Annotated in this window: 14 protein-coding genes; 9 read left to right on the forward strand and 5 right to left on the reverse strand. The window is 47.0% G+C overall.

Going from position 1 to position 21,644, the window contains the following annotated elements; translation table 11 throughout:
* Positions 1 to 66: 66 nt before the first annotated feature.
* Positions 67 to 2,445, reverse strand: coding sequence for a DUF5686 family protein (locus HHL16_RS06305; RefSeq protein WP_240965865.1), 2,379 nt, complete (start codon positions 2,443 to 2,445; stop codon positions 67 to 69).
* Between the two features lie 378 nt (positions 2,446 to 2,823).
* Here HHL16_RS06305 and HHL16_RS06310 point away from each other — a divergent pair, with 378 nt between their 5' ends.
* From HHL16_RS06310 to HHL16_RS06335, 6 genes are all read left to right on the forward strand, one after another.
* Positions 2,824 to 3,468: a hypothetical protein gene (locus tag HHL16_RS06310; RefSeq protein WP_169424281.1), complete on the forward strand. Its 645-nt coding sequence runs from the start codon at positions 2,824 to 2,826 to the stop codon at positions 3,466 to 3,468.
* Between the two features lie 7 nt (positions 3,469 to 3,475).
* On the forward strand, positions 3,476 to 3,775 hold the full coding sequence (locus tag HHL16_RS06315; RefSeq protein WP_169424282.1) for a transcriptional regulator: 300 nt from the start codon (positions 3,476 to 3,478) through the stop codon (positions 3,773 to 3,775).
* 50 nt (positions 3,776 to 3,825) lie between these two features.
* On the forward strand, positions 3,826 to 6,324 hold the full coding sequence (locus HHL16_RS06320; protein ID WP_169424283.1) for an XrtN system VIT domain-containing protein: 2,499 nt from the start codon (positions 3,826 to 3,828) through the stop codon (positions 6,322 to 6,324).
* Complete coding sequence (gene xrtN / locus HHL16_RS06325; protein WP_169424284.1) at positions 6,303 to 7,694, forward strand: exosortase N; 1,392 nt, start codon at positions 6,303 to 6,305, stop codon at positions 7,692 to 7,694. The genes HHL16_RS06320 and xrtN overlap by 22 nt, the downstream gene beginning before the upstream one ends.
* 69 nt (positions 7,695 to 7,763) lie before the next feature.
* Positions 7,764 to 9,356, forward strand: a complete 1,593-nt coding sequence (locus tag HHL16_RS06330) for a DUF4173 domain-containing protein (protein ID WP_169424285.1) — start codon at positions 7,764 to 7,766, stop codon at positions 9,354 to 9,356.
* Between the two features lie 34 nt (positions 9,357 to 9,390).
* On the forward strand, positions 9,391 to 10,860 hold the full coding sequence (locus HHL16_RS06335; protein ID WP_206022268.1) for a M20/M25/M40 family metallo-hydrolase: 1,470 nt from the start codon (positions 9,391 to 9,393) through the stop codon (positions 10,858 to 10,860).
* A 3-nt stretch (positions 10,861 to 10,863) separates the two neighbouring features.
* On the opposite strand, the gene HHL16_RS06340 is transcribed toward HHL16_RS06335, so the two are convergent.
* Positions 10,864 to 14,421: a hypothetical protein gene (locus HHL16_RS06340; protein WP_240965867.1), complete on the reverse strand. Its 3,558-nt coding sequence runs from the start codon at positions 14,419 to 14,421 to the stop codon at positions 10,864 to 10,866.
* Between the two features lie 102 nt (positions 14,422 to 14,523).
* Between HHL16_RS06340 and HHL16_RS06345 the strand changes: the two genes are divergently transcribed.
* The gene (locus HHL16_RS06345) at positions 14,524 to 15,165 is read left to right on the forward strand and encodes an MBL fold metallo-hydrolase (protein ID WP_169424287.1); all 642 of its coding nucleotides are present in this window, start codon (positions 14,524 to 14,526) and stop codon (positions 15,163 to 15,165) included.
* An 11-nt stretch (positions 15,166 to 15,176) separates the two neighbouring features.
* Here the strand turns inward: HHL16_RS06345 and HHL16_RS06350 are convergent, their stop codons facing one another.
* Positions 15,177 to 16,688, reverse strand: coding sequence for a polysaccharide biosynthesis C-terminal domain-containing protein (locus HHL16_RS06350; RefSeq protein WP_169424288.1), 1,512 nt, complete (start codon positions 16,686 to 16,688; stop codon positions 15,177 to 15,179).
* A 132-nt stretch (positions 16,689 to 16,820) separates the two neighbouring features.
* Here HHL16_RS06350 and HHL16_RS06355 point away from each other — a divergent pair, with 132 nt between their 5' ends.
* A complete protein-coding gene (locus HHL16_RS06355) occupies positions 16,821 to 17,483 on the forward strand; it encodes a hypothetical protein (protein ID WP_169424289.1) in 663 nt (220 codons plus the stop codon).
* An 11-nt stretch (positions 17,484 to 17,494) separates the two neighbouring features.
* On the opposite strand, the gene HHL16_RS06360 is transcribed toward HHL16_RS06355, so the two are convergent.
* A complete protein-coding gene (locus tag HHL16_RS06360; RefSeq protein WP_169424290.1) occupies positions 17,495 to 18,547 on the reverse strand; it encodes an ATP-binding protein in 1,053 nt (350 codons plus the stop codon).
* A gap of 9 nt (positions 18,548 to 18,556) precedes the next feature.
* Complete coding sequence (locus HHL16_RS06365) at positions 18,557 to 19,237, reverse strand: response regulator (RefSeq protein ID WP_169424291.1); 681 nt, start codon at positions 19,235 to 19,237, stop codon at positions 18,557 to 18,559.
* Positions 19,238 to 19,397: 160 nt separating this feature from the next.
* Here HHL16_RS06365 and HHL16_RS06370 point away from each other — a divergent pair, with 160 nt between their 5' ends.
* A complete protein-coding gene (locus tag HHL16_RS06370; RefSeq protein ID WP_169424292.1) occupies positions 19,398 to 21,617 on the forward strand; it encodes a hypothetical protein in 2,220 nt (739 codons plus the stop codon).
* Positions 21,618 to 21,644 lie beyond the last annotated feature (27 nt).

Here is a 21,644-nt window from a genome sequence, read left to right on the forward strand (position 1 = left end):
ATGAACGCAAAAAAGAAAAAGGCATTCCGGTAAAGGAATGCCTTTTTGTATGTTGAATGATATCAGTTAGAATGCGAGTTTGAAACTGAAGAACACCCCGAACTTCTTCACCTGTTCTTTCGGCAGCGGTGTGGGTGATACTCTCCAGAGAAAATCTACTCTGAAGAGCTTGAAGATATTATCCACCCCTGTTCCGATCTCCACATAAGGTTTGCCATCGAGTGATTCAAAAATATACGGTGAGCCTGCTGGCATATTGTATTGTCTGTTCTCTTCGCTTAATCCTCCCCACAGTGCTTTGGCGCTCCAGAACTGACGGAACTTGAATTTGCGCGTCAGCGGAACAAAGCGGAAAATGCCGGGACCGATATTGTGCTCCACATTGATACCTGCATAGCGATCGTGCAGATACTCGTAGCGGTTCATGAGGTTGAATGCATACTTGTTGTAGTAGTAGATCTCATTACCGGGAGCTACATCGAGCAGCATGTAAGGAAGCTTACCATAAGTGCGGCCTGCAAACACATTGTAGTACAGGGTGCCGAATGGTGGAATCTTGGTGAAATCAGAAATGCTTGCACTGATCTTATGATAGTCGAAACGGCTGTCGAGCACACCACTCACCCCGCGGGTATAGCGGAACTCAACAATCGGATATTTGCTTCCGAGGCTGAAACGATTGAAAGTGCTTTCGAGGAATTTCTCCAGATAAGCATATCGCAGTTTGATAGTGAACTCAGCAGTTTTGATGCTGCTGTCTGCTGCTGTTTTTGCGAAATGCGTTTTGTATGGCAGGTTCGCTACAGGATCGTAGTCTTTATGAGCTCCCGATACAGAAACGGAGAGCCCTATTTTAGAATCACGGAAAAACTCTACTCTGCGTTCGTCGAGCATCAGGAATTTGATGGGCACACCGCTCTTGCGGATGGCCAATGCAAAGATGTTATCCTGGCTGATCTCATCATAATACTGCTGCCCTCTGTCGAAATCGTGACGCACCATCCATGACACATATGTTCTCGGATTTCTGTTGAAGAAATATTTGCCGTCGAACTGATATTTGAACTCCTGGTCTTTGAATCCGTATGCGAGATAACCGTGCAGGAAGAGATTCTTGTTAAAATGTTTGTTGGTACCGAGATCGAACCTTGTTCTGAAACCTTCCTGCTGGTTGTAGGTGATCCAGTTGTACCATGGGCCAATCTCGAAGTTGCCTACATTGGAATAACCGGTAACCAGGAAATTGATAGTTTTTGTTACGCGTTTGAATGCAGGGAGCGACAATAAGGTATCGATGGTTTTGTAGAGCGCTTTCTCGTTCTTGTTGAGTTCTTCGTGCCTGCTTTCAACCCAGAAAGAATCCGGTTGTTTGGTTACCTGCGGAGGAAGAATGGTCTCTTCGATCAGCGAGTTCTTGGCAAGTTCATTGGTAACGCTGGTATCGTTGACTACAATGTTTTCGTAGGTGGTGCTCTTGCGTCCGATGGCGGAGAGATGTTTGTCGCCGGTGAGACTCATATCCACCACAAACTTATCGCGCGCGAGGAACCAGGTGGTATCGTTGATGAGCTTGAACTCCTGAATGAGACTCAGTTTGTCAACGAAATTGATATTCGCTTCTTTGGTGAGGCGGAGGTTCATTTTCTGAATGGCCCAGGTGGGATCGTGCACCCAGCAATCGCCTTCGAATGTGAGTTCTCCTTTTCTTTTTGGGGTAAAGCTCAGGTGAATCAGTCGCTGCTTGTTCACGTACTGAGTGTCGAGTACGCGGTAGCGATAGTAGTTGTCACCATTATTGCTGATGGGGCTTACGAAGAGTTTGTCGAATACCGGGATGAAGTTTTCGTAGAAGTTGAGGTTCTGATCCATCCCACCCAGGAGTTTGGCCACACTTTCGTTGTTCACACCAAGTGTTTTAACGCCTTTGAACACCTCGCGGCGTTTTTTGGGGCTCGCCTGATAATAGTAATCGGAGATAGCTTCAGTTAAATACACGGGGAGGAAAGTGCTTCCTTCTTCTGTGGTATCGATATTGTTGAGTACAAACTTGAACTGGCGAACAAACGGCAGTTTGCCGAACTTGTCTTTTTTGATGTTCTTGAGATCGATCTCCAGTTTGTTGTACAGTTCGTAGGAATAGTTCTGAAAACGGTAGCGATCATTTTTGGGTTTATGTTTCACTATGCGTTTCCACATGAGGTAACCTCTGTCGATTTTCTGGCGAACAACCACCTCGCCGGTGTATTTGCCCCTTTCGAGTAAAATGGAGAGATCAATTACGCCGTTCTTTTCTTTGCTCACAAGTGCGGAGTCGATAACGAGCAGGAAATCCTGATAACCTACGTAGGTAACGCGGATGGTATCTGCGGGCCATTGATCGAAACGGAATACGAATGCACCGGAGGAGTCGCTCAGGCGACCGGTACCACTTTTAACCAGTTGCATAGACGCAAATGGAATACGTTCATCGCTGTGTACGTCTTTGATAATTCCCTTGAGAACTTTCGTTTGTGCATGGGTAATACCCGGTAAGCACACTAATAAAAGAAATAACAGTTTCCAGCCTCTCATACTGATTTTTTCCACGGACTTGATTTGATCTGTATTCAAAAATACGCCAATGCCTCAAATACACTCCTGTTAAATATTACAGAAGCAGCGCATAGCTTCTTTTAACATTTTGTAAAGAACCGGGCTGAGCCTCTGAACGCTGTGGGGCGGCTTTTAGTATAACAGTTGAGAGCAGCTTTACCCTCACATTCAACAAAAAAAACTTGCAGAAATGAAAAACTTATTGCTACTTTGTAGTACAAAGTGCTTTTTATGACATCGCAAGACCAATCCCTCGATACGATAAAGGACATTAAACGGATGATGGAACGATCTTCCCGTTTTATTTCATTGAGTGGCTGGAGTGGCGTCAGCGCCGGAGTCTGCGCATTGATCGGCGCTTATTTCGCCAATAAGCGCATACATGAAATGTTCAGCAATGGATTGCCGGACCAAAGCTACGATGGCATTGGCATGAGAAGCATCTTTCTGTTCAATGATCTGATCGTAATTGCCGCCCTCACGTTTATCGGCGCACTGATCACCGCCTTTCTGTTCACATTTCTTCGTACACGCAAACATGGAGTTCCATTGTGGGACAGAACCGTGCAGCGGCTGGTGTGGAATACTTTTTTGCCGATTGCTGTTGGCGGACTGGTACTTTTGCGTGCCCTCAGCCTGGGATACTTTGAATTGATTGCACCTGGTTGCCTTATTTTTTACGGACTGGCACTGGTGAATGCATCGAAGTACACACTGGGAGAGATCAGGTACCTCGGGTACGGACAACTGATTCTGGGTATTTTTAATTTATACGATTTTCACAACGGCATTATGTACTGGGCCCTTGGATTTGGGGTACTGCATATTGTGTACGGACTGGTGATGTGGTGGAAATATGAACGTGTAAGTCAATAAGGAATACATGAAGAATCCTATTGAACATCTTAATAAAATTTTTGATAACCGTGTTCGCCTGGGCGTGATGAGCGTGCTGATGGTGAATGAGGAGATCAATTTCAACGACCTCAAGCAAATGATGGATGTTACCGATGGTAATCTCGCATCCCACCTCTCCACACTCGAAGAGCATGCATACATCAGGGTGCATAAGGGCTTCATAGGGCGGAAAACAAATACCACCTATGCCATCACCAAAGCAGGAGAGAAAGCTTTCAAAGAACATATCGAGGCACTCGAAAACATGATCAAAGGCATACGGTAATTTTTTTTGTCTAAACACTTTGAAATACAAAGTACTTTTAAATATCTGAAATGAATTTCCTTCAAAGACTTCGGTCAGACAAACTTTATCTAACAGGGCTGGGACTGCTGGCAGTATCCGTTTTTCTTGCCCTGCTCCCTGAAACTACCCCCGGTTCTGGTTTTTCATTTTTTTTGATGTCTCATGTTGCAGCCACTATTTACTTTATCCTTATCTGGACATTGGGCCGCCTGAAAAAAGGAAGGAACGGATTGCCTTTGATTTTTGTGTTGCTGGTGATGATGCTGAATGGTTGTTATCTGCTTAACCGTGATGCACATCTTTTTTATGAATCCACGGGTTGGCTGACAGTATTGCTGGTGATTTGCAGCATCAACTACCTGCTTGTATTTTTTTATGATCTGCTGCCACGATGGGCACAGGCGCTGCACTTTTTTGTGATTGGTCTCAGTGGCGTCTTATTCTTCTATCTCGTGATGTATCTTTTACCGCTACATTTCTTCAGTGCTCTTTTGTGCTGGTTTTTGGGCATTCCTGTTTACACATTCGTTCCTTTATTCTTCCTGTTGTTTTCCATTCGTTGGATGGTTCGCTCCAATGCAGGATTGTTCTGCCGGATCAGCGCAGGCTGCGGAATGCTTGCCGCATTTGGATTTGTAGTTGCTTACATGATCTGCTGGCAGGTACAGTCCAATAACATCAACAATGCATACAACGATGCAGGAAATACAGATCTTCCCGAATGGGCCAATGCTGCTGCGAAACTGAAGCCAGACCTGTTCACGAAAAAAATACTCAGCGCTGATACCCGTTATCGCACTATCGGTTGGGAAGAAAACCTGAACAACACATTTGGATTTGCAGGAGTGAGAAGAGATCCGGATATGCGGCACGATCCGCTGATCTCCATCGCAACACTGGCAGGGGTAAGATTGCAGCCATCAATGGAAGAAAAACGAAAAATACTCCAGGCCATTTCCGATGTGAAATTGCAACAGGAAGAAAGACTCTGGTCAGGTGACGGATTGTTTACCGAAGACGTCGATACACGCGTACAGATCTGGCCGCAATACAGAATCGCTTACACCGATCAAAAGATCACCATCCGTGCCGGTAATGCAGACAGTTGGTTTAATGATCAGCGGGAGGCCATCTATCAATTCTATCTCCCCGAAGGAGCCACCGTTACTGCACTCAGCCTCTGGATAGATGGGGTGGAAGAACCCGGCATTCTCACTTCCCGATCAAAAGCAGACTCTGCCTATACAACCATTGTAGGCCACGAAAGACGCGACCCATCTGTGCTTCACTGGCAGGAAGGGAACCGGGTTTCTGTAAGAGTATTCCCTGTAGTGGATGGCAGCAGCAGGATATTCAGAATCGGATACACCTCTCCGTTAACACGTAACAAAAACAAACTTTCCTATGCCGCAGGTTATTTTTCCGGTCCTTCTACCAGAAATACAACCGGACCTGTAAGCGTTGAAATAAAGGGAGATGCCAAAGAAGTTGAAACTTACGGAGGCTTCAAAAAACTAAGCAAAAATGAATACCGGCGTTCAGGAGAATACAACACTGCCTGGCGACTGACACTGCAGTCCGATGAAGTGGACACTGCAAGCGGTTTTCAATTCAATGGAAACAATTATCAGGTAAGCGATTACCAGCATCAGCGTTCAGCTTTCAAACCTGGCAGCATTTTTCTCGATATCAACAACAGCTGGTCGGAAGATGAATACAATCAATTACTCAGAATGCTGGCGGCTGAGAAAGTGTATGCTTTTTACAGGAACAACCTTGTTGAGCTCAATAAAGAGAACCAGCAGAAAATATTTGAAGATCTCTCCGAACTACAATTCAGTCTTTTCCCTTTTCATGAAATTGAACGTCCGGATACTGCACTGGTGATCACAAAATCCGGCATCCATTCTCCCAATCTCAATGAGATCAAGGGGTCTGAGTTTCATGATGCGTTGCGCAGGTTCTCCGCTTCCGGCAAAAAGATAAGGGTGTTCAATCTGGGCGATACCTTATCACCCTACCTGGCCAGCCTTAAAGAATACAGATTGTTCAAATACGATCAGGGAAGCCTCGATGATTGCAGTCTCCTGCTTGCACGGAAAGAATTCTCCGATGATACAGAAGATGAAAACAAAATAGTGATCGATCAAAGTGGTATCGTCATCACGCGAAGCCAGAACAGTACTGCAGCGAATGCACCTGATCACCTGATGCGGCTCTTTGTGTACAATCAGTTGATGCATCAGGCCGGCACCGGATTGATGAATGGTGAATTACCCGCAGACAGCCTCGTTGCTCAGGCCGCAGAAGCGCATGTGGTTACTCCGGTGAGCAGTCTTGTTGTGCTGGAAAGAAAAGCAGATTATACCCGATTTGATATTGAACAAAGCAAAAATGCTTTACAGAATGCAGGCCTCAATTCAAAAGGCGCAGTGCCGGAACCGCACGAATGGGCACTGATTATTCTGGCAGTAGTTATTCTCCTCACCTTAAAATTCGGTCCGGTATGGAAAGGAAGATTGAACTAAACAAGAGCCGACAAGTGTTGACTGGTGCAGGAAATATTCCGCTCTGGGTATGGTTGGCGTTCGCTGCCTACGGAGTTATTCTCGTCTGCTTTCTGCAAAACTTTGCCAGCTGGAAATCGCTGAATGTATTGCTGGGGCTGATTGCGCTGCCATTGGTAACCCGCGTGAAGGGTTTGAATGGTGTAGACTACCGGTATGGAATATGCGCTTTTGTATGCGCCCTGCTCACCTTTTTCGCTCCTGCCAATACTCTGCTGTATTGGGCTGTAGTATTTGCGCTGCTCTTTGTGATCGAGGCCGGCATTGGAAAACTGAACGGCATGCCACTGTTGATAGCATTGCTGATGTCGCCGATTGTTCGATATGCTGCAGATGTTTTCAGCTTTCCGATAAGGCTTCAGCTTACACGCCTGGTGGGCAATGCCATGCAGCTCGCCGGAATGGACATCACCGTTCACGGGAACATGATCATGCACAACGATAATGAGTTTGCCGTAGATCAGGCCTGCATGGGATTGAATATGCTGATCACTTCACTCATCATTGGCGTAATGATGCTGGCCATCTGTCAGCAACGATTCAATAAAACACTGGGCAACCGCTGGCTGATCCCTGTGATGCTGATAACACTGGTGCTGAATCTCGGCTCCAACGTAGTGCGGATGATCTGTCTGGTGGCATTCAACATACTTCCGGAGAATCCTATGCACGACTGGATCGGCATTCTCTGCCTCATTGCCTATGTGCTGCTGCCTTCCATCTGGTTAATGGGCTGGCTGGTGAAGCGATATGGTTCCGAAAGATCAGTTGCCATGCCTGTTGAGATTTCAGCCAGATTAAGCAGTCCGTTTATGCTGCTCGTACAACTGGCATTGCTGATCACTGTTTTCTTTGCTGCAACTGTTGTGCGAAAAGAAAAGGCAGCACTGCCCGATGATAGCAGTCCTGTACCTGCTGTAGCGGGTTTCACTGCATCCCGTTTCGATGCGGGCATCATCAAATTGCAGAGCCAGCAATCACTGGTTTACATCAAACATATTCCGGGTTTCTACAGTGCCGAGCACAATCCCATGATCTGCTGGCGCGGAAGCGGCTATGCATTCCGAAAGATCGAAAAGAAAAAAATTGCAGGCCATGATGTGTACACTGCGCTTCTCGACAATGGAAGCCATCAACTGTACACAGCGTGGTGGTACGATAACGGACAACGATCTACCATCGATCAGCTCAGCTGGAGATGGGATAACCTCAAGGGTAGCCATGATTACTCCTTGCTTAATGTGACGGCTGCCTCAACATCAGACATGATGGCGGCCGTCACCAATATCCTGAACCAAAAACCTTTCAACCATATCCTCAGCGGCATGTGATGCCCTGAGCCACCAAAAGAAAACACTGCCGGTGCGGCATGGCCGGCAGTAACTTTTAAAACCATCATTATGCAAAATAATTCTTCCCGGCTCCGCTGGGTGATCGCAGGCGGTGTTCTTTTCAGCCTCTTTTTCTATCACGAAAACATCGCTGTAAACCTCGCCATGTTCAATCTTTTTATTCTGGCAGCATTCTTCTATCTATACGCCGATGCCAGGCAAAACACTGCGGTGAGATGGCTTGCACTTGGCCATCTTACCTGCCTGGCGATGGTGGTGCTGCACAATACCGACCTGAGCATTCTTGCTTCCTGGGCTACACTCTGGTTAACGGTTTCCTATGGAATGTATGTGCATCGGTCGCCTTTGTATGCGGGTGTGTCGGCTGCTGCCAATTTTATTCTGAGCCCTTACCTGCTGGTGGTCTCTTTCTTCAGCTTGTCGAAAAAAGGGATGAAGAAAAGAAGGATAACAGGAAGGATTATACGCTTCATGCTTTTTCCCGCGGCTTTACTGCTGATCTTTACGATAGTGTATGCAGTAGGCAACAGCGCTTTTCAGGATGTGTTTGAGAAAGTTGCCATGAAGGTGGAACGAATACTGAATTATTTATTCCAGACTCTTTCATGGGGCAGGTTTGGTTTGCTGCTTCCCGGATTGTTGCTCAGCGCTGGTTTGCTGGTGCGCAGAAAGAGTTCATTCTTCAGCGATCTCGAAAGTAAAAAAACAGACAATCTGCAAAGAAAGCGCATCAGCTGGGTTGAAAGAAGTCATAATATATTGTACAATCTGCTGGAGACTTTCATGGGAAAGCTCACCACAGGAATGATGGCGCTGAAGAACGAAAACATCACCGGACTGATCAGTCTTGGGTTGCTGAACCTGCTGCTGCTGGTGGTGAACTTTCTCGATGTGAGCAATCTCTGGTTCGGTTATGAAAATGTGAAATCAAACATGCTGGTGAAGTTGCTGCACGACGGAACGGGCATTCTTATTTTCTCCATCGTGCTGGCGATGGCGGTGCTGATGTTCTTCTTCAAAGGAAACCTCAATTTCTACTCGAAGAACAAGTGGCTGAAATACGGCGCTTATCTCTGGATCTTGCAGAATGCAGTACTGGTTGTTTCTGTATTCCTTCGCGACTACTATTATATTCAGCATTACGGACTGGCACATAAAAGGCTTGGCGTGCTTTTCTTTCTCGCCATGGTAATTGTAGGATTGTTCACTGTTTATGTGAAGATCAGAAACAGAAAAACAAATTACTACCTGCTTCGCGTGAACTCCACAGCAGCAGTGGTTTTGCTGGTGTTGTCGACCACTGTTCACTGGGATGAACTGATTGCACGGTATAACCTCAGCCGCAGAGCAACCGTACCTGTGGATATGAATTTTCTTTTGTCGCTTTCCAACAAAACCATTCCACTGCTCGAAAAAAATATAACAGCTTTCGACAATGCGTTGCCGGCAAATAAGCATGATTCTTCTGTGAATGATGCTTTTCTGCAAAAGGATTTTTATCAATACGACACTATCGAAAATTTTAAGCGAAGATTGAAAAACAAGGAGCAACGTTTTTTGGAAGAGCAGGCGAAGTTTACGTGGCTTTCCTGGAACTATGCAGACCATTACGTGAAGCAATATTTAGCTTATCTTCCATGACACATTGTATCATTTCCTCAAATAATGTTGAATCATGAGAAAACACGTATGGCTGTTCACATTATTGGCGGGCGGTTCAACGGGCATGATGGCGCAGGAAAGCGCCCGGCCCGTTTTCCAGTCTATCAATACTGAAGTACTTGCTAACTCCAAAGCGTATGAAACGCTCAAAGAATCTTCCATCAAAATCGGTCACCGGTTAACAGGTTCTGCCAACGGAAAGAAGGCGGAACAATATGTATTCGATCTGCTGAAATCATATGGATACAGCAATGTAAAATTCCAGCCTTTTGAAGTGGAAAGCTGGAGCCGCGGACACGTGCATGTAGATTTGCTGGATGCATCGGGCAACAGGCTCGAAGAACTGAAAGCAGTGGCACTCGCGCATTCACCCGTGAAGGTGAACGAAACTGCTGAGGTGGTAGATATGGGCAATGGACTCGAAGAAGATTATCTCGCCAATCCTGAAAAAGCAAAAGGAAAAATTGTGCTCGCTTCATTATGGCTGCTGCCCGGAAGCAAGCAGGGAGCCCAGAATCTGCATCGTTCAGAAAAAACAGCGTTGGCCATCAAGTATGGTGCAAAAGGCATTTTGTTGTTCAATGGCGTGAAGAATGGTGTGCTGCTCACCGGAACTGCATCGGTAACAGGAAAGCTGAATCCGATTCCCGCAGTCTGCATCACCAACGAAGACGGACTTCGTCTGAAAGAGCAGCTGAAAGAAAAATCCTATTCGGTAAAACTCAGCATGCACAATTTCAGTGGGCCTATCAAAGCCAGAAATGTGATTGCTACAGTGCCTGGTACGAAGTATCCGAATGAGAAGATCATTGTTTGCGGTCACCTCGACAGCTGGGATCTGGCAACGGGGGCAACGGATAACGGACTCGGATCATTTGCTATCATCGATATGGCACGCACCTTCAAAAAACTGAATCTGCAAACCGATCGCACCATCGAATTTGTATTGTTCATGGGAGAGGAGCAGGGATTGCTGGGATCGCGCGCGTATGTAGAGCAGGCAGTGAAGAACAAAAATCTCGATCAGGTAAAATATGTTTTCAACTTCGATATGGCCGGAGCTGCCATCGGCTTTACTGCAGGCGGAAGAAAAGAAGCGGAAGAGTTTTTCAAATCAACAGGAGAAAGTATCAAAGCAATGGATACTGTTTTCGTAAACAAATCCAGTGCAGGCGGAGCGGGATTGCACAGCGATCATCAGCCGTTTATGCTGCAGGGAATTCCTACGGCTACTTCTGTGGGCAATATTCCTTCTGACGTGTATCGCTGTTATCATGCGGATTGTGATGGTATCGACCTGATCAACCGTCAGTGGATGGTCGACCAGGTTCGTTTCAGCGCTATGATGATCTATGCAATGGCAAATGTGCAAGTGCTTCCTGCGAAGCGAATGGACGATGCCAGTACCAAACAGTTTCTCATCGATAACAAGCTTAAAGAAGCTTTGCAGATCGCGGGAGACTGGAGATGGAAGGGTGAATAATTTTTAGAAATCGATACCCATCGCAAAATGCAGCATGGGTTTGCCCGCGAAAATGCGGCCCATTTCCCAGCCCGCATCGAGGCGAAGGAAATATCCCAGCAGCGTGCTGCGAACACCGAAACCATAGGAGCCTGCAAATGGTCCGATACCGCCAGCTTTGGTTTTTACGAATATCTCATCCGGCAACTGTTCATCAGGAACGTAAGTGATCTGTGGTCTGGCCATCTTGGAGATCTCTCCGCTCCAGGCTGTTCCCAGATCGAAGAACTGAATCAGCTGGAAGTTGCGCAGGAAGGCATTGTTGATCGGTTTGTTGAACAAGGTGGTGAATACCGGGAACCGGAACTCACTGTTCAGCACCAACGCATTGCTTCCGTTTGCGATATTCTGTCTGAAGCCACGCAGGTTAACTGCGAGCGACTGATAGGCGTAGGTAGGATCCTCTGGTTGAGGTCTTGTATAGTACTTGGGGAATAACCAGCCATCCTGGCCCCCCAGATAGTAGACGATCTTCTGATCTCCGAAACTCATATCTCCCGCGGCACGGCCTGCCCAGATGAAGTTTCTGAAGATAGGATAGTAGTATCGTGCATCGAAGCCGATATTGCTCATGAACCTTCCGGTTTTCTGCGTAGCAGTGGCCGTTGCGTTCGGCTTACTCACCATGGCGTTTGCATCGATATACAATTTGTAACGAAGACCATTCAGAATGTTCATTGCTTTCTGAACGGTATTGTCGTACACGTATTCCAATCTCGATACAACATAGTTCTGTTTGGATATCTCCGGTGAATCGAGTACGAACTCGTTATCGTATCTCCAGTCGGTTCTCAGCATAACCCTGTCTGTACGGAAACCAGCTGACAAACGCAGGCTGCGAACTCTGTCGAAGGGATATTTTACAATCGCCTGATACAGGTTGGTGAAAGATTTAGCTTCGAAGGTTCCGGATTTTCCGTAAGGATTGGGAACTGCTACCAGTTCGGTTTTGCGATAGTAAAGCAAGGAATAATCCAGTCGTTTTTTGAGATAGTCTATGCGACCGAACCATTCACTCCCTCCATCGAAAAGGCTTTGGTTTACGGGAGTGTAGATGGCTGCGCCGCCTGTTCCGATGCCCACGCCACCACCTGAACCGATTCCTCCGATCAGTGGAAGACGCATACCGCCGGTGAAGCGGATATCTTCAAAGAGATCGAAGATGGAGGCTTTGATCATTCCATTGAAAGAGCTTCCGTTCTGGAGGCTTACCGGCAATGATCCGGTGAATGGCTGATAACGGCTGATCAGTACATCGTTGTTGAAACCTCCGGAGAAATTGTCTACAGAGAATTTCAGTTTATAATCGAACAGTTTTGCTTTTCTGAGAATAGGTTCTTTGCCGGCAGGTGTTTCTTCTGCTGGCTCAAAGATATTGGCGATGCGATTGGCCGCTACTGCACTGTCTGTGGGGGTGATGGCCTTCTGTGGCTCAGTAACCGGAGGTTGGTTCTGCTGCTGAACCGGTGGCTTTTCTTTTTCGAAACCTGTTTCGAATGCATCGTTGTTGGTAGTGTCGCGGAGAGCCGGGTTCTTGGGAACAATGGCATGTCCGGCAGTGGACTTGGTTACATCCAGGCCCAGAATTCTTTTGCGGTAATCAGTTGGTTTAGGATTAATGTTTCTGCGTTTGAGCGCAACTTCATCTATGCGGAGACGATAGAGAAATTTGAGATTGCCCTGTTGACGGGTTTCGCTGATCAGTCCTTTATTGCCTGCGATCTTTGTTTCGAGCAGATTGCTGGCGTAGTTGGTGATGGGGAAGACATAGGCCGAATCGCTCGTCATGGAGAAAGAGAACATGCTGTCTGGCTGGCTCTTGCCCCATGCTTTGAGGGTAGAGTCGAGATCAGACGGATCGGGGTTACGGAGAATTTCATCTCCTACCATGTACACAGTGTCTACTCCTCTGCGTTGCGTATGGAAGAACCCGGCGAAGCGGTTGGCGATACCGGTCTGATCGCTCACGAAAGTGAAGTGAGATGTGTTGTATTGCATGGGATAGCGGGCATCACCATACTTCATGTTGGTGAGCTGGCTGATCTGCCTGAATTCGCTTTTGTTGAAATTATCTGCAAGGAAGATATTGTAACGGCTGTTGGGAACGGTGGTATCGTCAGACACTGCGTCTCCGCTGGGTCTGTTGGATGAGAAGATGATACCTGTTTTGCTTGGGAAAGCTACAAAGCTTGGATCGAGATCGGAGTAAACGTCGTTGGTTACCTGCTCGTAGCTGTCGGCATCGATCTTGTAAATGTAGATATCGGATTGTCCTTTTCTTACGGCGCTGAGAAGAAGGGTATTGTCGTCCAGACCGAATTTCACATCCACAATCTGTTCGAACGGCGTTATTTCCTGCTTAACTCTTTTGCGTTTGGTGATGAGGTCGTACACGAAGATATTCACTTTTCCTTCTTTCCAGTATACGCAGGCGAGTTTGAGGCCTTTGCCATCCCAGGCGAGGAGCGGATAGTTTGGATTTACTTCGTTCTCGTTGCTTTTTACACCACTTTTCAGCAGTACGTATCTGTCTACCATATTGTCCCAGAGAACAACCTGATGCAGACCACGCTTGTATTCTACCACAGCATAGGTCATGCTGCGGGGAGCGGGGTTGGGTGCAAAGCGGAAATAGTCTCTGTTGTTTCTGATTTCCTCCACCACGGTAGCATTGCCTTTGGGGGCGTCGCGGCGACCTTTGATGTCGGCGTAATATTTTTCGGAGGTTTTGGTCATGAAATCGCTGAGCACATCTTTGAATTTCTTCTTGCAGATGCGTTGTGAAGCGGTATTGGTGTTGCGGTATACGCGGGCGAGGTATAAAAAGTAGGTAACGTTCTCTTTTTTATAGTTCTCTGCGATATAGTTCCAGAAAGCATGGCCTGCCAGTTGTGGCTTCTCGAAAGCGAACCCATAGAAGTTCTTGTAATCGCCGGAGAGCATGGCAAGCTTGAGATCGTTGTCGAGTGAAGTGTTCCAGTTGTCGGCTGCGTAGGCAACATAACCGTCTGTGAGCCATTTGGGGAGATCGAGCAGGGCCTGATTGGCAGCGAATTCGCCGAGATCATCGCCGAAAAGGAGGTTGTCTACGAGAATGCGTGCGATACCCTGACGGATCTGTTTACGGAGATTTTCGAGATTGCCATCGTAGTACAATACCATTTTGTTGTTCACCAGTTTGGTGAGACCACCGGAAGTCTGCCAGTCGAGCGAGAGCCCGATATTGGACTGCTGCATTTCATCGAAAGTATTGTAGAGGGCTATATTGGCTTTGCGCTGAAGGCCATATTCAACAAATTGTTCCAATTGGGGAAGTTCTTCTTCAGCTACCTGAGCTACAAAATTGGCAATGGTTTTTCCATTTTCGTAGAAGTAAGTGTTGAAGTTATTTGATTGGTAGTATTGCCATTTGAATTTCCTGAACTGAACCCGGTTTTTTCCAAACTCCACGGTATTGACCTGAGCGGTCAGATTATCACACAGCAGCAAGGTTGCAAGGAATACGAAAAATACTTTTATCATTGGCTTAATCTGTTGAAATTCCATAGCCTCTCATTAATCTTTTAAAGTTAAAACAATCCGTATTACCGAAAAAAAATACAATTTGCGCAAAACCGCGCCCATATGCTTACTGTGAAAATGTTCACATTCAATCCGATTCAGGAAAACACCTATGTTGTTTACAATGATCAGCTCGACTGCGCAATTGTCGATCCGGGTTGTTATTTCGCCGATGAAAATGATGAACTGAAACAGTTTATTGATAAAAAGGGTCTACAGGTCAAATATCTGTTAAATACACATGGGCATTTAGATCATGTGTTTGGCGATCAGTTCGTGTTCGATACCTGGGGGCTTCAGCCGCATCTGCACGAAACCGAGAAGCAGGTATTCGACTATGCGCCGGTGTCTGCTCTGCGGTACAATCTGCCTTTCAAAGCCTATACGGGTTCCTGTATCTTTTTACGTGAAGGAGACACCATAAGGTTGGGTGAAGATAACTTAAAGGTGCTGTTTACCCCTGGTCATTCTCCGGGTCATATCAGCTACTGGTGCGAGGCGCAGCATTTTGTGCTGAGCGGGGATGTGCTTTTCCGTCAGAGCATCGGCCGTACCGACCTTCCGGGAGGAGATTATGAAACCCTGCTGAACAGCATCCGCAGTGAGTTGTTCGTAATGCCCGATGATACGCTGGTATACTCCGGGCATGGCCCGTCCACCACTATCGGATACGAAAAAAGGAACAATCCGTTCTTCAACCGGTAAGCGCCCGGCTATTACAGGAATTTGCCGATAAAGGGCAGCCGTTTCATTTCTTTCCGCTCCACTTTCAGGATCAGCAGGGTAAAGAGCCCGAAGAACAGCAGGCTGGTGCCATAGTAAGTTAATTTGTAATAAGAAGCTGTTTTGGAAATATTGCGAACGATCAGTTCGTGGAAGATATAGAACAGCGTTACGATCACGAGGTAGGTGATCAGCTTCTTTTTCGCATATGGGATGGGATAATATTTTTGTCCCAGCACATAACTGATGATCATCATAAATGCATAACAGCAGAAAGTGGCCCATGCGGCACCGGTATAATGGAAGGCTGGTATGAGTACTATGTTGAGTATGATGGTGATCACTGCTCCGGCAATGGTGATATACGCGCCGGTCATGTTTTTGTTGGTGAGTTTGTACCAGACGCTCAGGTTGTAGTAGATGCCGAGGAATACGCTGCCCATGCTGAGGATGGGTACAATATGGATGCCTTCGGCATATTCCGGATGTTTGGAGGCAATCAATCCCTGCCAGATTTCCAGAAACAGCGATACGCCGAGGAACATAAAGCAGCAGGCGATCACAAAGAATTTCATTACCCTTGCGTACATGCGCTGCGCGCCTTCGTGGCGGCTCTGATTGAAAAAGAAAGGTTCTGCCGCCAGCCTGAAAATCTGAATGAAAATGGTGATCAGTACTGCCAGTTTGTAGTTGGCCCCAAATACACCCAGTTCATATTCTTTCTGTTTAACCGGTGCATCCAGTACGTGCTGGTACACCAATCTGCTGAGCATTTCATTGATCATGCCACCCAGGCCCACAATGATGAGCGGGTAACTGTACTTCATCACATCCTTCCATAATTTGAAATCGAACTGGAACCTGAATGAGATGAACTCTTTATACAACAGCAGCAGGCTCACTGCGCTGGCAATTACGTTGGCTATGATGAAGTACCCGATGCCGACTTCGGGTCTGTACAATTGGGCCAGAAAAGTATAAGGATCGTGCTCGCGCGCGGGCTTGGCCACAAAATAGAAAAACAGGATGATGGCCACATTCAGCAATGCCGAGAACATATTGATGAATGCATATTTCCGGGGCCTTTCTTCCTGCCGGAGGCGGGCCATTGGAATGGTGTAGAGCGTGTCGAAGAAAACGATCCAGATCATCCAGGTTACAAACTCCGGATGTTTTTCCATGCCGATGAAACTGGTCATCGGTCCCTCGAACATAAACAGCAGCGCCGTTAAGAGGATAGTGGAAACGATAACGGAAATGTTGAGCGTGTTGTACAGTTTCTGACGGTCATGGTCCTGCGCAAACCTGAAATAACTGGTCTCCAGGCCATATGTAAATAAGATGTTAAGGAAGGGAATCACCGCATAGATCTGCGTGAAAGCATAAGAACCATTGGGGTCAAACAACCGGAATCCCAGCAGGCTTACACCAAAGCTGAGAAATCTGCTGAATATCCTCGGAACGCCATACCACAGGGTTTGACCGGCTAATTTCTTAATGCTCAAAAATCAAAATTTTTAGAAGTCAGCACCAAAATTAAGGTTTCAGTGATGATAATCTCGACGAACATACAATTGAATCTATTAATATTGTAACACGTTACTGTATTATTAACCGCTAACCCCAGTAGAAAGACTATGAAAAAACGATTACCCGTAATGGGCCTGATCGCAGCATCCCTGGTTATCAGCGCCGCTGCCAACGCACAAAGTGCTTCGGAAGGCAAGGTGGAACATTCGAATGGAAAGAAAGCTGCAGCTGTTATCGAGCTGCCTTATCCCGAAGATGAAGTAAGTGATGTAGTGGCAGATGCACTTGCCAGCAGAGGAGTGAAAGGAGAAAAGTCGAAAGGCTTTCAGATCTATCGCAATGTAAAGTTCAACGACAGAGATGCCGACCTCAACGATCTCCATTTTAAAATAGAGCGCAAAAGCCGCAAAGAGAAAGATATCACACTCGTTTATCTGCTGGTTGCCAAACCCAACGAGAACGTGGGTGCGCGTTCAGAATCCGACTATCATAAGATCGAGGAAGCCAAAAGCTACCTGAACTCCATGATCCCAAGACTGGAGGCGCATCATCTTGAGCTCCAGATCAAAGATCAGGAAGGCTCCGTGCAGAAAGCAGAGAAAAGATTTCAGTCGCTGGTAGAAGATTCCGTTTCTTATGTAGACAAGATCAGAGCGCTGGAGCAGAAAATGCAGACCAACAGAACTGACAGAGCTGCCCAGACTGAAGAAGTAAAAAAACAAAGGGCAACGCTGGAAGCAATGAGATCCAGAAGAAAGCCTTCACACTAATCAACTTATGGCTACACCTCGCGCTTCGCCTCAACGGTGAAGCCGATGGTGGTGCCGATATCGGGCGTGCTTCGGGCATGGATGCTCTGTCCATGCGCTTCGATGATATGCTTGCAGATGGCCAGTCCCAGGCCGGTACCGCCCTTGTCTCTGCTTCGCGCCGAATCGGTTCTGTAGAAACGTTCGAAGATGCGGCCGAGATGTTCTTCCTCGATTCCGATACCATCGTCTCCTATTTCAACCAGTACGTGTGAGTCGTCTGTTTTGTAGATGCTTGCTACGATGGTGCCATTGGGTTTTCCGTATTTGAAAGCATTCTCCACCAGGTTGATCAGTACCTGCTTTATCTTTTCCTTGTCTGCAAATACAGTGATGGGCGCTTCGCAACCTTTCTTGATGGAGGTTTTGATATTCTTTGCCTGTGTTTTGATGGAGAGTGAGTCGTATACTTCGCGGATAAGATCCTGAATAATGAAATTCTGCTTGTAGAGCCGCTGTGCGCCGCTTTCGAGGCGGGAGATCTCATCGAGATCGTTCACCAGGTTTACGAGGCGGTCTACGTTCTTGGCGGTATTCTCCAGAAACTTCTTTCTGATCACTTCATCTTCCATGGCGCCGCCGAGAAGGGTATCAACATATCCCTGGATGGCGAAGATGGGCGTTTTGAATTCGTGAGAGAGGTTCTGGAGGAATTCTTTCCGGAATGCTTCGTTCTTGCGGAGCGATTCGATCTCGCGGTTTCTTCTTTCACCCCATGCTTCCACATCTTCCCTTACCTCATCGATACTTTTCTGAGGAAGGATGTATTTGAAGTAAACCTCTTCTTTTTTAGTGGCCTTGGTTTGATAGATGAGCTTATAGATCAGCTTAATCTTGCGGTAGATGAACCGTTCGAGTGTGATGATGATCAGCGAATAGCTGCCGCCAAAGACCACACCGAGGGAGATCAGTCCGATCTTCCAATCCCGGGTGAGCAGTGCGATGCCGATCGCTACAGGAACGGACAGAATAGTTGCGGTGTAGGCGGCTAATTGCCGCGGAGAAAGGTTTTTCGTGGAAAGCATACCACAATATTACAGATCAAACTTATAACCTACGCCCTTAACAGTGGTAATGCAATCAACGCCGAGTTTCTGGCGAACTTTTCTGATATGCACATCGATGGTGCGATCGCCAACGATCACATCATTCCCCCACACATGATTCAGGATCTCATTCCGGAGAAATACACGTCCGGGACGGGATGCAAGCAGGTACAGCAATTCAAATTCTTTTTTAGCGAGTACGATGGAGTTGCCATCGACCTTCACCTCGAATTTTACGGGATCGATTTCGAGATTGTCGATACGGATCACCTTGTCTTCGGGCTCTTTGTTCACTCTTCTGAACAACGCATTTACCCGGCTCACCAGTACTTTGGGGCTGATGGGCTTGCTTACGTAGTCGTCCGCTCCTGTTTCCAGTCCTTTAATATGAGAGCTTTCATCGTTGAGCGCGGTGAGAAAAATGATCAGGGTGTCTTTGAAAGCAGGCTGGGCGCGAAGGATCTCGCATACTTCCACTCCGTTTTTCTTAGGCATCATAATGTCCAGTACAATCAGCTGAGGCTGTGCGGTTTTTGCCTTGGTGAGCGCATCATCCCCGTCTTTTGCGGTGATCACATCGTACCCCTCGCGGGCCAGATTGTATTGAATGATCTCCAGGATATCCGGTTCATCGTCAGCAATTAAGATCTTCTTTCCTTTAGAGTCCATGTTAACAATTAATTTACGCAAAGTTAATTTTCCGCCGCAAGCTGCATGTAGTTAAACGATTATGAAATTGTTAACTGATGTTATACCTCACATATTGATTTTCCGTTCTATACGGGCAATTGGTCGTATTTTTGCACTGTATCAACGGAGTATCCACCGTATGAAATCATTAATACCTATTTTTTTCTTACTGAGCCTGATCTGCTGCGCCTCTTTTGGCCAGGGACAGGTAGCCGCTAGTTATCAGATAGCCAAGGAACGTTCTCTATGGCACGATAATATCGATAAGGCCCAGCAAAAACTGGAGCAGCAATTCATTCGTGCACGCAATGGAGTAGATACTTCGTTGAAGCTGCAGATCGAAGATGCCATGGTGCGCAGGGTAGACGAAATTCAGCAGAACATAGAGCTGGATTCCAATCTCAACAATAACGACAAGGTTAAATATCTCCGGACGCTGGAATACATGGTGCGTGGTTACAACGACCGCCGTGGAAAGAAAGATTTTCCTGTTGCCATCGCACCCGCACTGGTGAAGGGTTTTGCTGAATGTCTCGATCTCGACATAAAAAGACAAAGTTTCAAAGATGTGATCGATAACGCAGAGTACGGAGTAGGAAAAATATTGGTGGATTGCTTCGATTTTTACTCATCCGACAATCCCGGAATGGCGGGAGCCAAAACAGCGCTGCTGCGAAAATATTGCGGCCTGCATCCCGAAGATATTCTCTCGTCGCTTCGCGACAATCCCAACGTATATTTTGCGGATAGCCTGATCTCTGTAGTGGCCAAGAACGATACCCGCAGGCTCTACGATTTTGCTGCCGCCCGAAACAAGCTGGGAGAGCGGATCCGCAACCATCCTGATACATTCGTGAACATGGTGGCAAGGATGGCCAACAGCAAAAGCGGTCAGTTGTATTTCCCCTTCCTCGATAATCTGCTCAAAGGAAAGATCACCATCGAAGAGATCGATGCGGTGAAGGAAGATGATTTCAAATATTTCCGTCTCATGGTGAAAACCCGGATCGATTATGCAGGCCGGCTGCTTCCGCCCGCACGCGATACCGCCCATGAGATGCGCGCCCTTCAGGCAATGATGGCCAGCAAAGCCAAACAATATTTCGTTCGTGAGATCAATGCCCTTCACGATGTGAGCAGCTCTGCTGTTCGTTTCAAAAGACTGGAAGGACTCACGCCGCAGGAGCTCTATTACATTGCAGTGCTCAGCGAAGACGAACTCTATACATCGAGCTACGTGAGTGGCGTGTATCCGCGCATATTCGAGCGTATGGCCACTCCGCGTGGTGATAGTCTGCTGATGAGCGTGAACGGAGATTACTTCCGCAAGTTCATCAAGATGGCCGCGGGGTACAATACCCTCAGCAATTTCCTCGGAACAATGGGTAAGGAAAATGCGGAGACCCTGATGCAGAGCTTTGTGATCGGCCTCGAAAAACCCAAAGCAAAAGACGATCTCGAAGATGCGGTGGATGTGGCAGACAGCTACAGCAGCATCATGGATAAAGACAAACCACTGGCGAGTTTCATACTCAATCAGGTCCGCTGGAGTTACGAAAAGAATGTGCGCGAGAACAACAAGCGCGGCATCGTGATCTACAACCTGCTCAAGATACTTTTCCAGAGTGCAGACACCACCACCAAAACAGACCTGAGTTCGCTGCTCGGCATTCCGAGCATCTACGATCAGAACTACAGAGATCTCACAGACGACAGTGGCCGCGTAATTCAGCAGGTGTTTTTTTATGGGGATGAAGACAAAGACGGACAGCTCAGCTTCATCAACTTCATGAATATGTTCCGCGGCAAAGCCGAGTGGAAGATCAACGAAAAGAATCCTGACTGGGTGACCATCACCTCTGCGAAAGGAAAACCGGTTTGGATCTTCGCCAACCGTCCGCTCCTCGGAGATGATGATCCGGACGATAAAGCGCAGAACAAACTGATCGACTATCTCTACGAACGCAATCTCAAACCAACCGTGGTGATCCACCGCGGGCATAGCTATCACCTCAATTCCACACTGAAAAAACTGCCGCCAACGGCTAAGATCGTAGTGCTGGGGTCCTGCGGAGGTTATAATAATCTCAATGAAGTGTTAACTATTTGTAAGGATGCGCATATCATTTCGTCCAAGCAGGTAGGTACAAAAGTGGTAAATGAACCTATCCTGCAGGCCATCAACAAGAACCTTGTGGCGGGCCAGAATATCGACTGGATCAGCATGTGGCGCGAACTGAGCGGACGATTCAGAAATGATGCCGCCGCCAAGGAAAAATTCGACGACTACATCCCCCCATATAAGAACCTCGGCGCCATTTTTATCAAGGCTTATCGTAATGCGATGGGAGAAGAGTAAAATTGAACTATTCTCTGCCTATCTTTG

This window comes from Pseudoflavitalea sp. G-6-1-2, assembly GCF_012927185.1.
In the GTDB taxonomy this organism is placed as follows: Bacteria; Bacteroidota; Bacteroidia; order Chitinophagales; family Chitinophagaceae; genus Pseudobacter.

Bases quoted from the DNA above. Each gene is read 5' to 3' on its own strand.
- HHL16_RS06305 (WP_240965865.1), bottom strand. From the start codon at position 2,445: ATGCAACTGGTTAAAAGTGGTACCGGTCGCCTGAGCGACTCCTCCGGT.
- HHL16_RS06310 (WP_169424281.1), top strand. From the start codon at position 2,824: ATGACATCGCAAGACCAATCCCTCGATACGATAAAGGACATTAAACGG.
- HHL16_RS06315 (WP_169424282.1), top strand. From the start codon at position 3,476: ATGAAGAATCCTATTGAACATCTTAATAAAATTTTTGATAACCGTGTT.
- HHL16_RS06320 (WP_169424283.1), top strand. From the start codon at position 3,826: ATGAATTTCCTTCAAAGACTTCGGTCAGACAAACTTTATCTAACAGGG.
- xrtN (WP_169424284.1), top strand. From the start codon at position 6,303: ATGGAAAGGAAGATTGAACTAAACAAGAGCCGACAAGTGTTGACTGGT.
- HHL16_RS06330 (WP_169424285.1), top strand. From the start codon at position 7,764: ATGCAAAATAATTCTTCCCGGCTCCGCTGGGTGATCGCAGGCGGTGTT.
- HHL16_RS06335 (WP_206022268.1), top strand. From the start codon at position 9,391: ATGAGAAAACACGTATGGCTGTTCACATTATTGGCGGGCGGTTCAACG.
- HHL16_RS06340 (WP_240965867.1), bottom strand. From the start codon at position 14,421: ATGATAAAAGTATTTTTCGTATTCCTTGCAACCTTGCTGCTGTGTGAT.
- HHL16_RS06345 (WP_169424287.1), top strand. From the start codon at position 14,524: ATGCTTACTGTGAAAATGTTCACATTCAATCCGATTCAGGAAAACACC.
- HHL16_RS06355 (WP_169424289.1), top strand. From the start codon at position 16,821: ATGAAAAAACGATTACCCGTAATGGGCCTGATCGCAGCATCCCTGGTT.
- HHL16_RS06360 (WP_169424290.1), bottom strand. From the start codon at position 18,547: ATGCTTTCCACGAAAAACCTTTCTCCGCGGCAATTAGCCGCCTACACC.
- HHL16_RS06365 (WP_169424291.1), bottom strand. From the start codon at position 19,237: ATGGACTCTAAAGGAAAGAAGATCTTAATTGCTGACGATGAACCGGAT.
- HHL16_RS06370 (WP_169424292.1), top strand. From the start codon at position 19,398: ATGAAATCATTAATACCTATTTTTTTCTTACTGAGCCTGATCTGCTGC.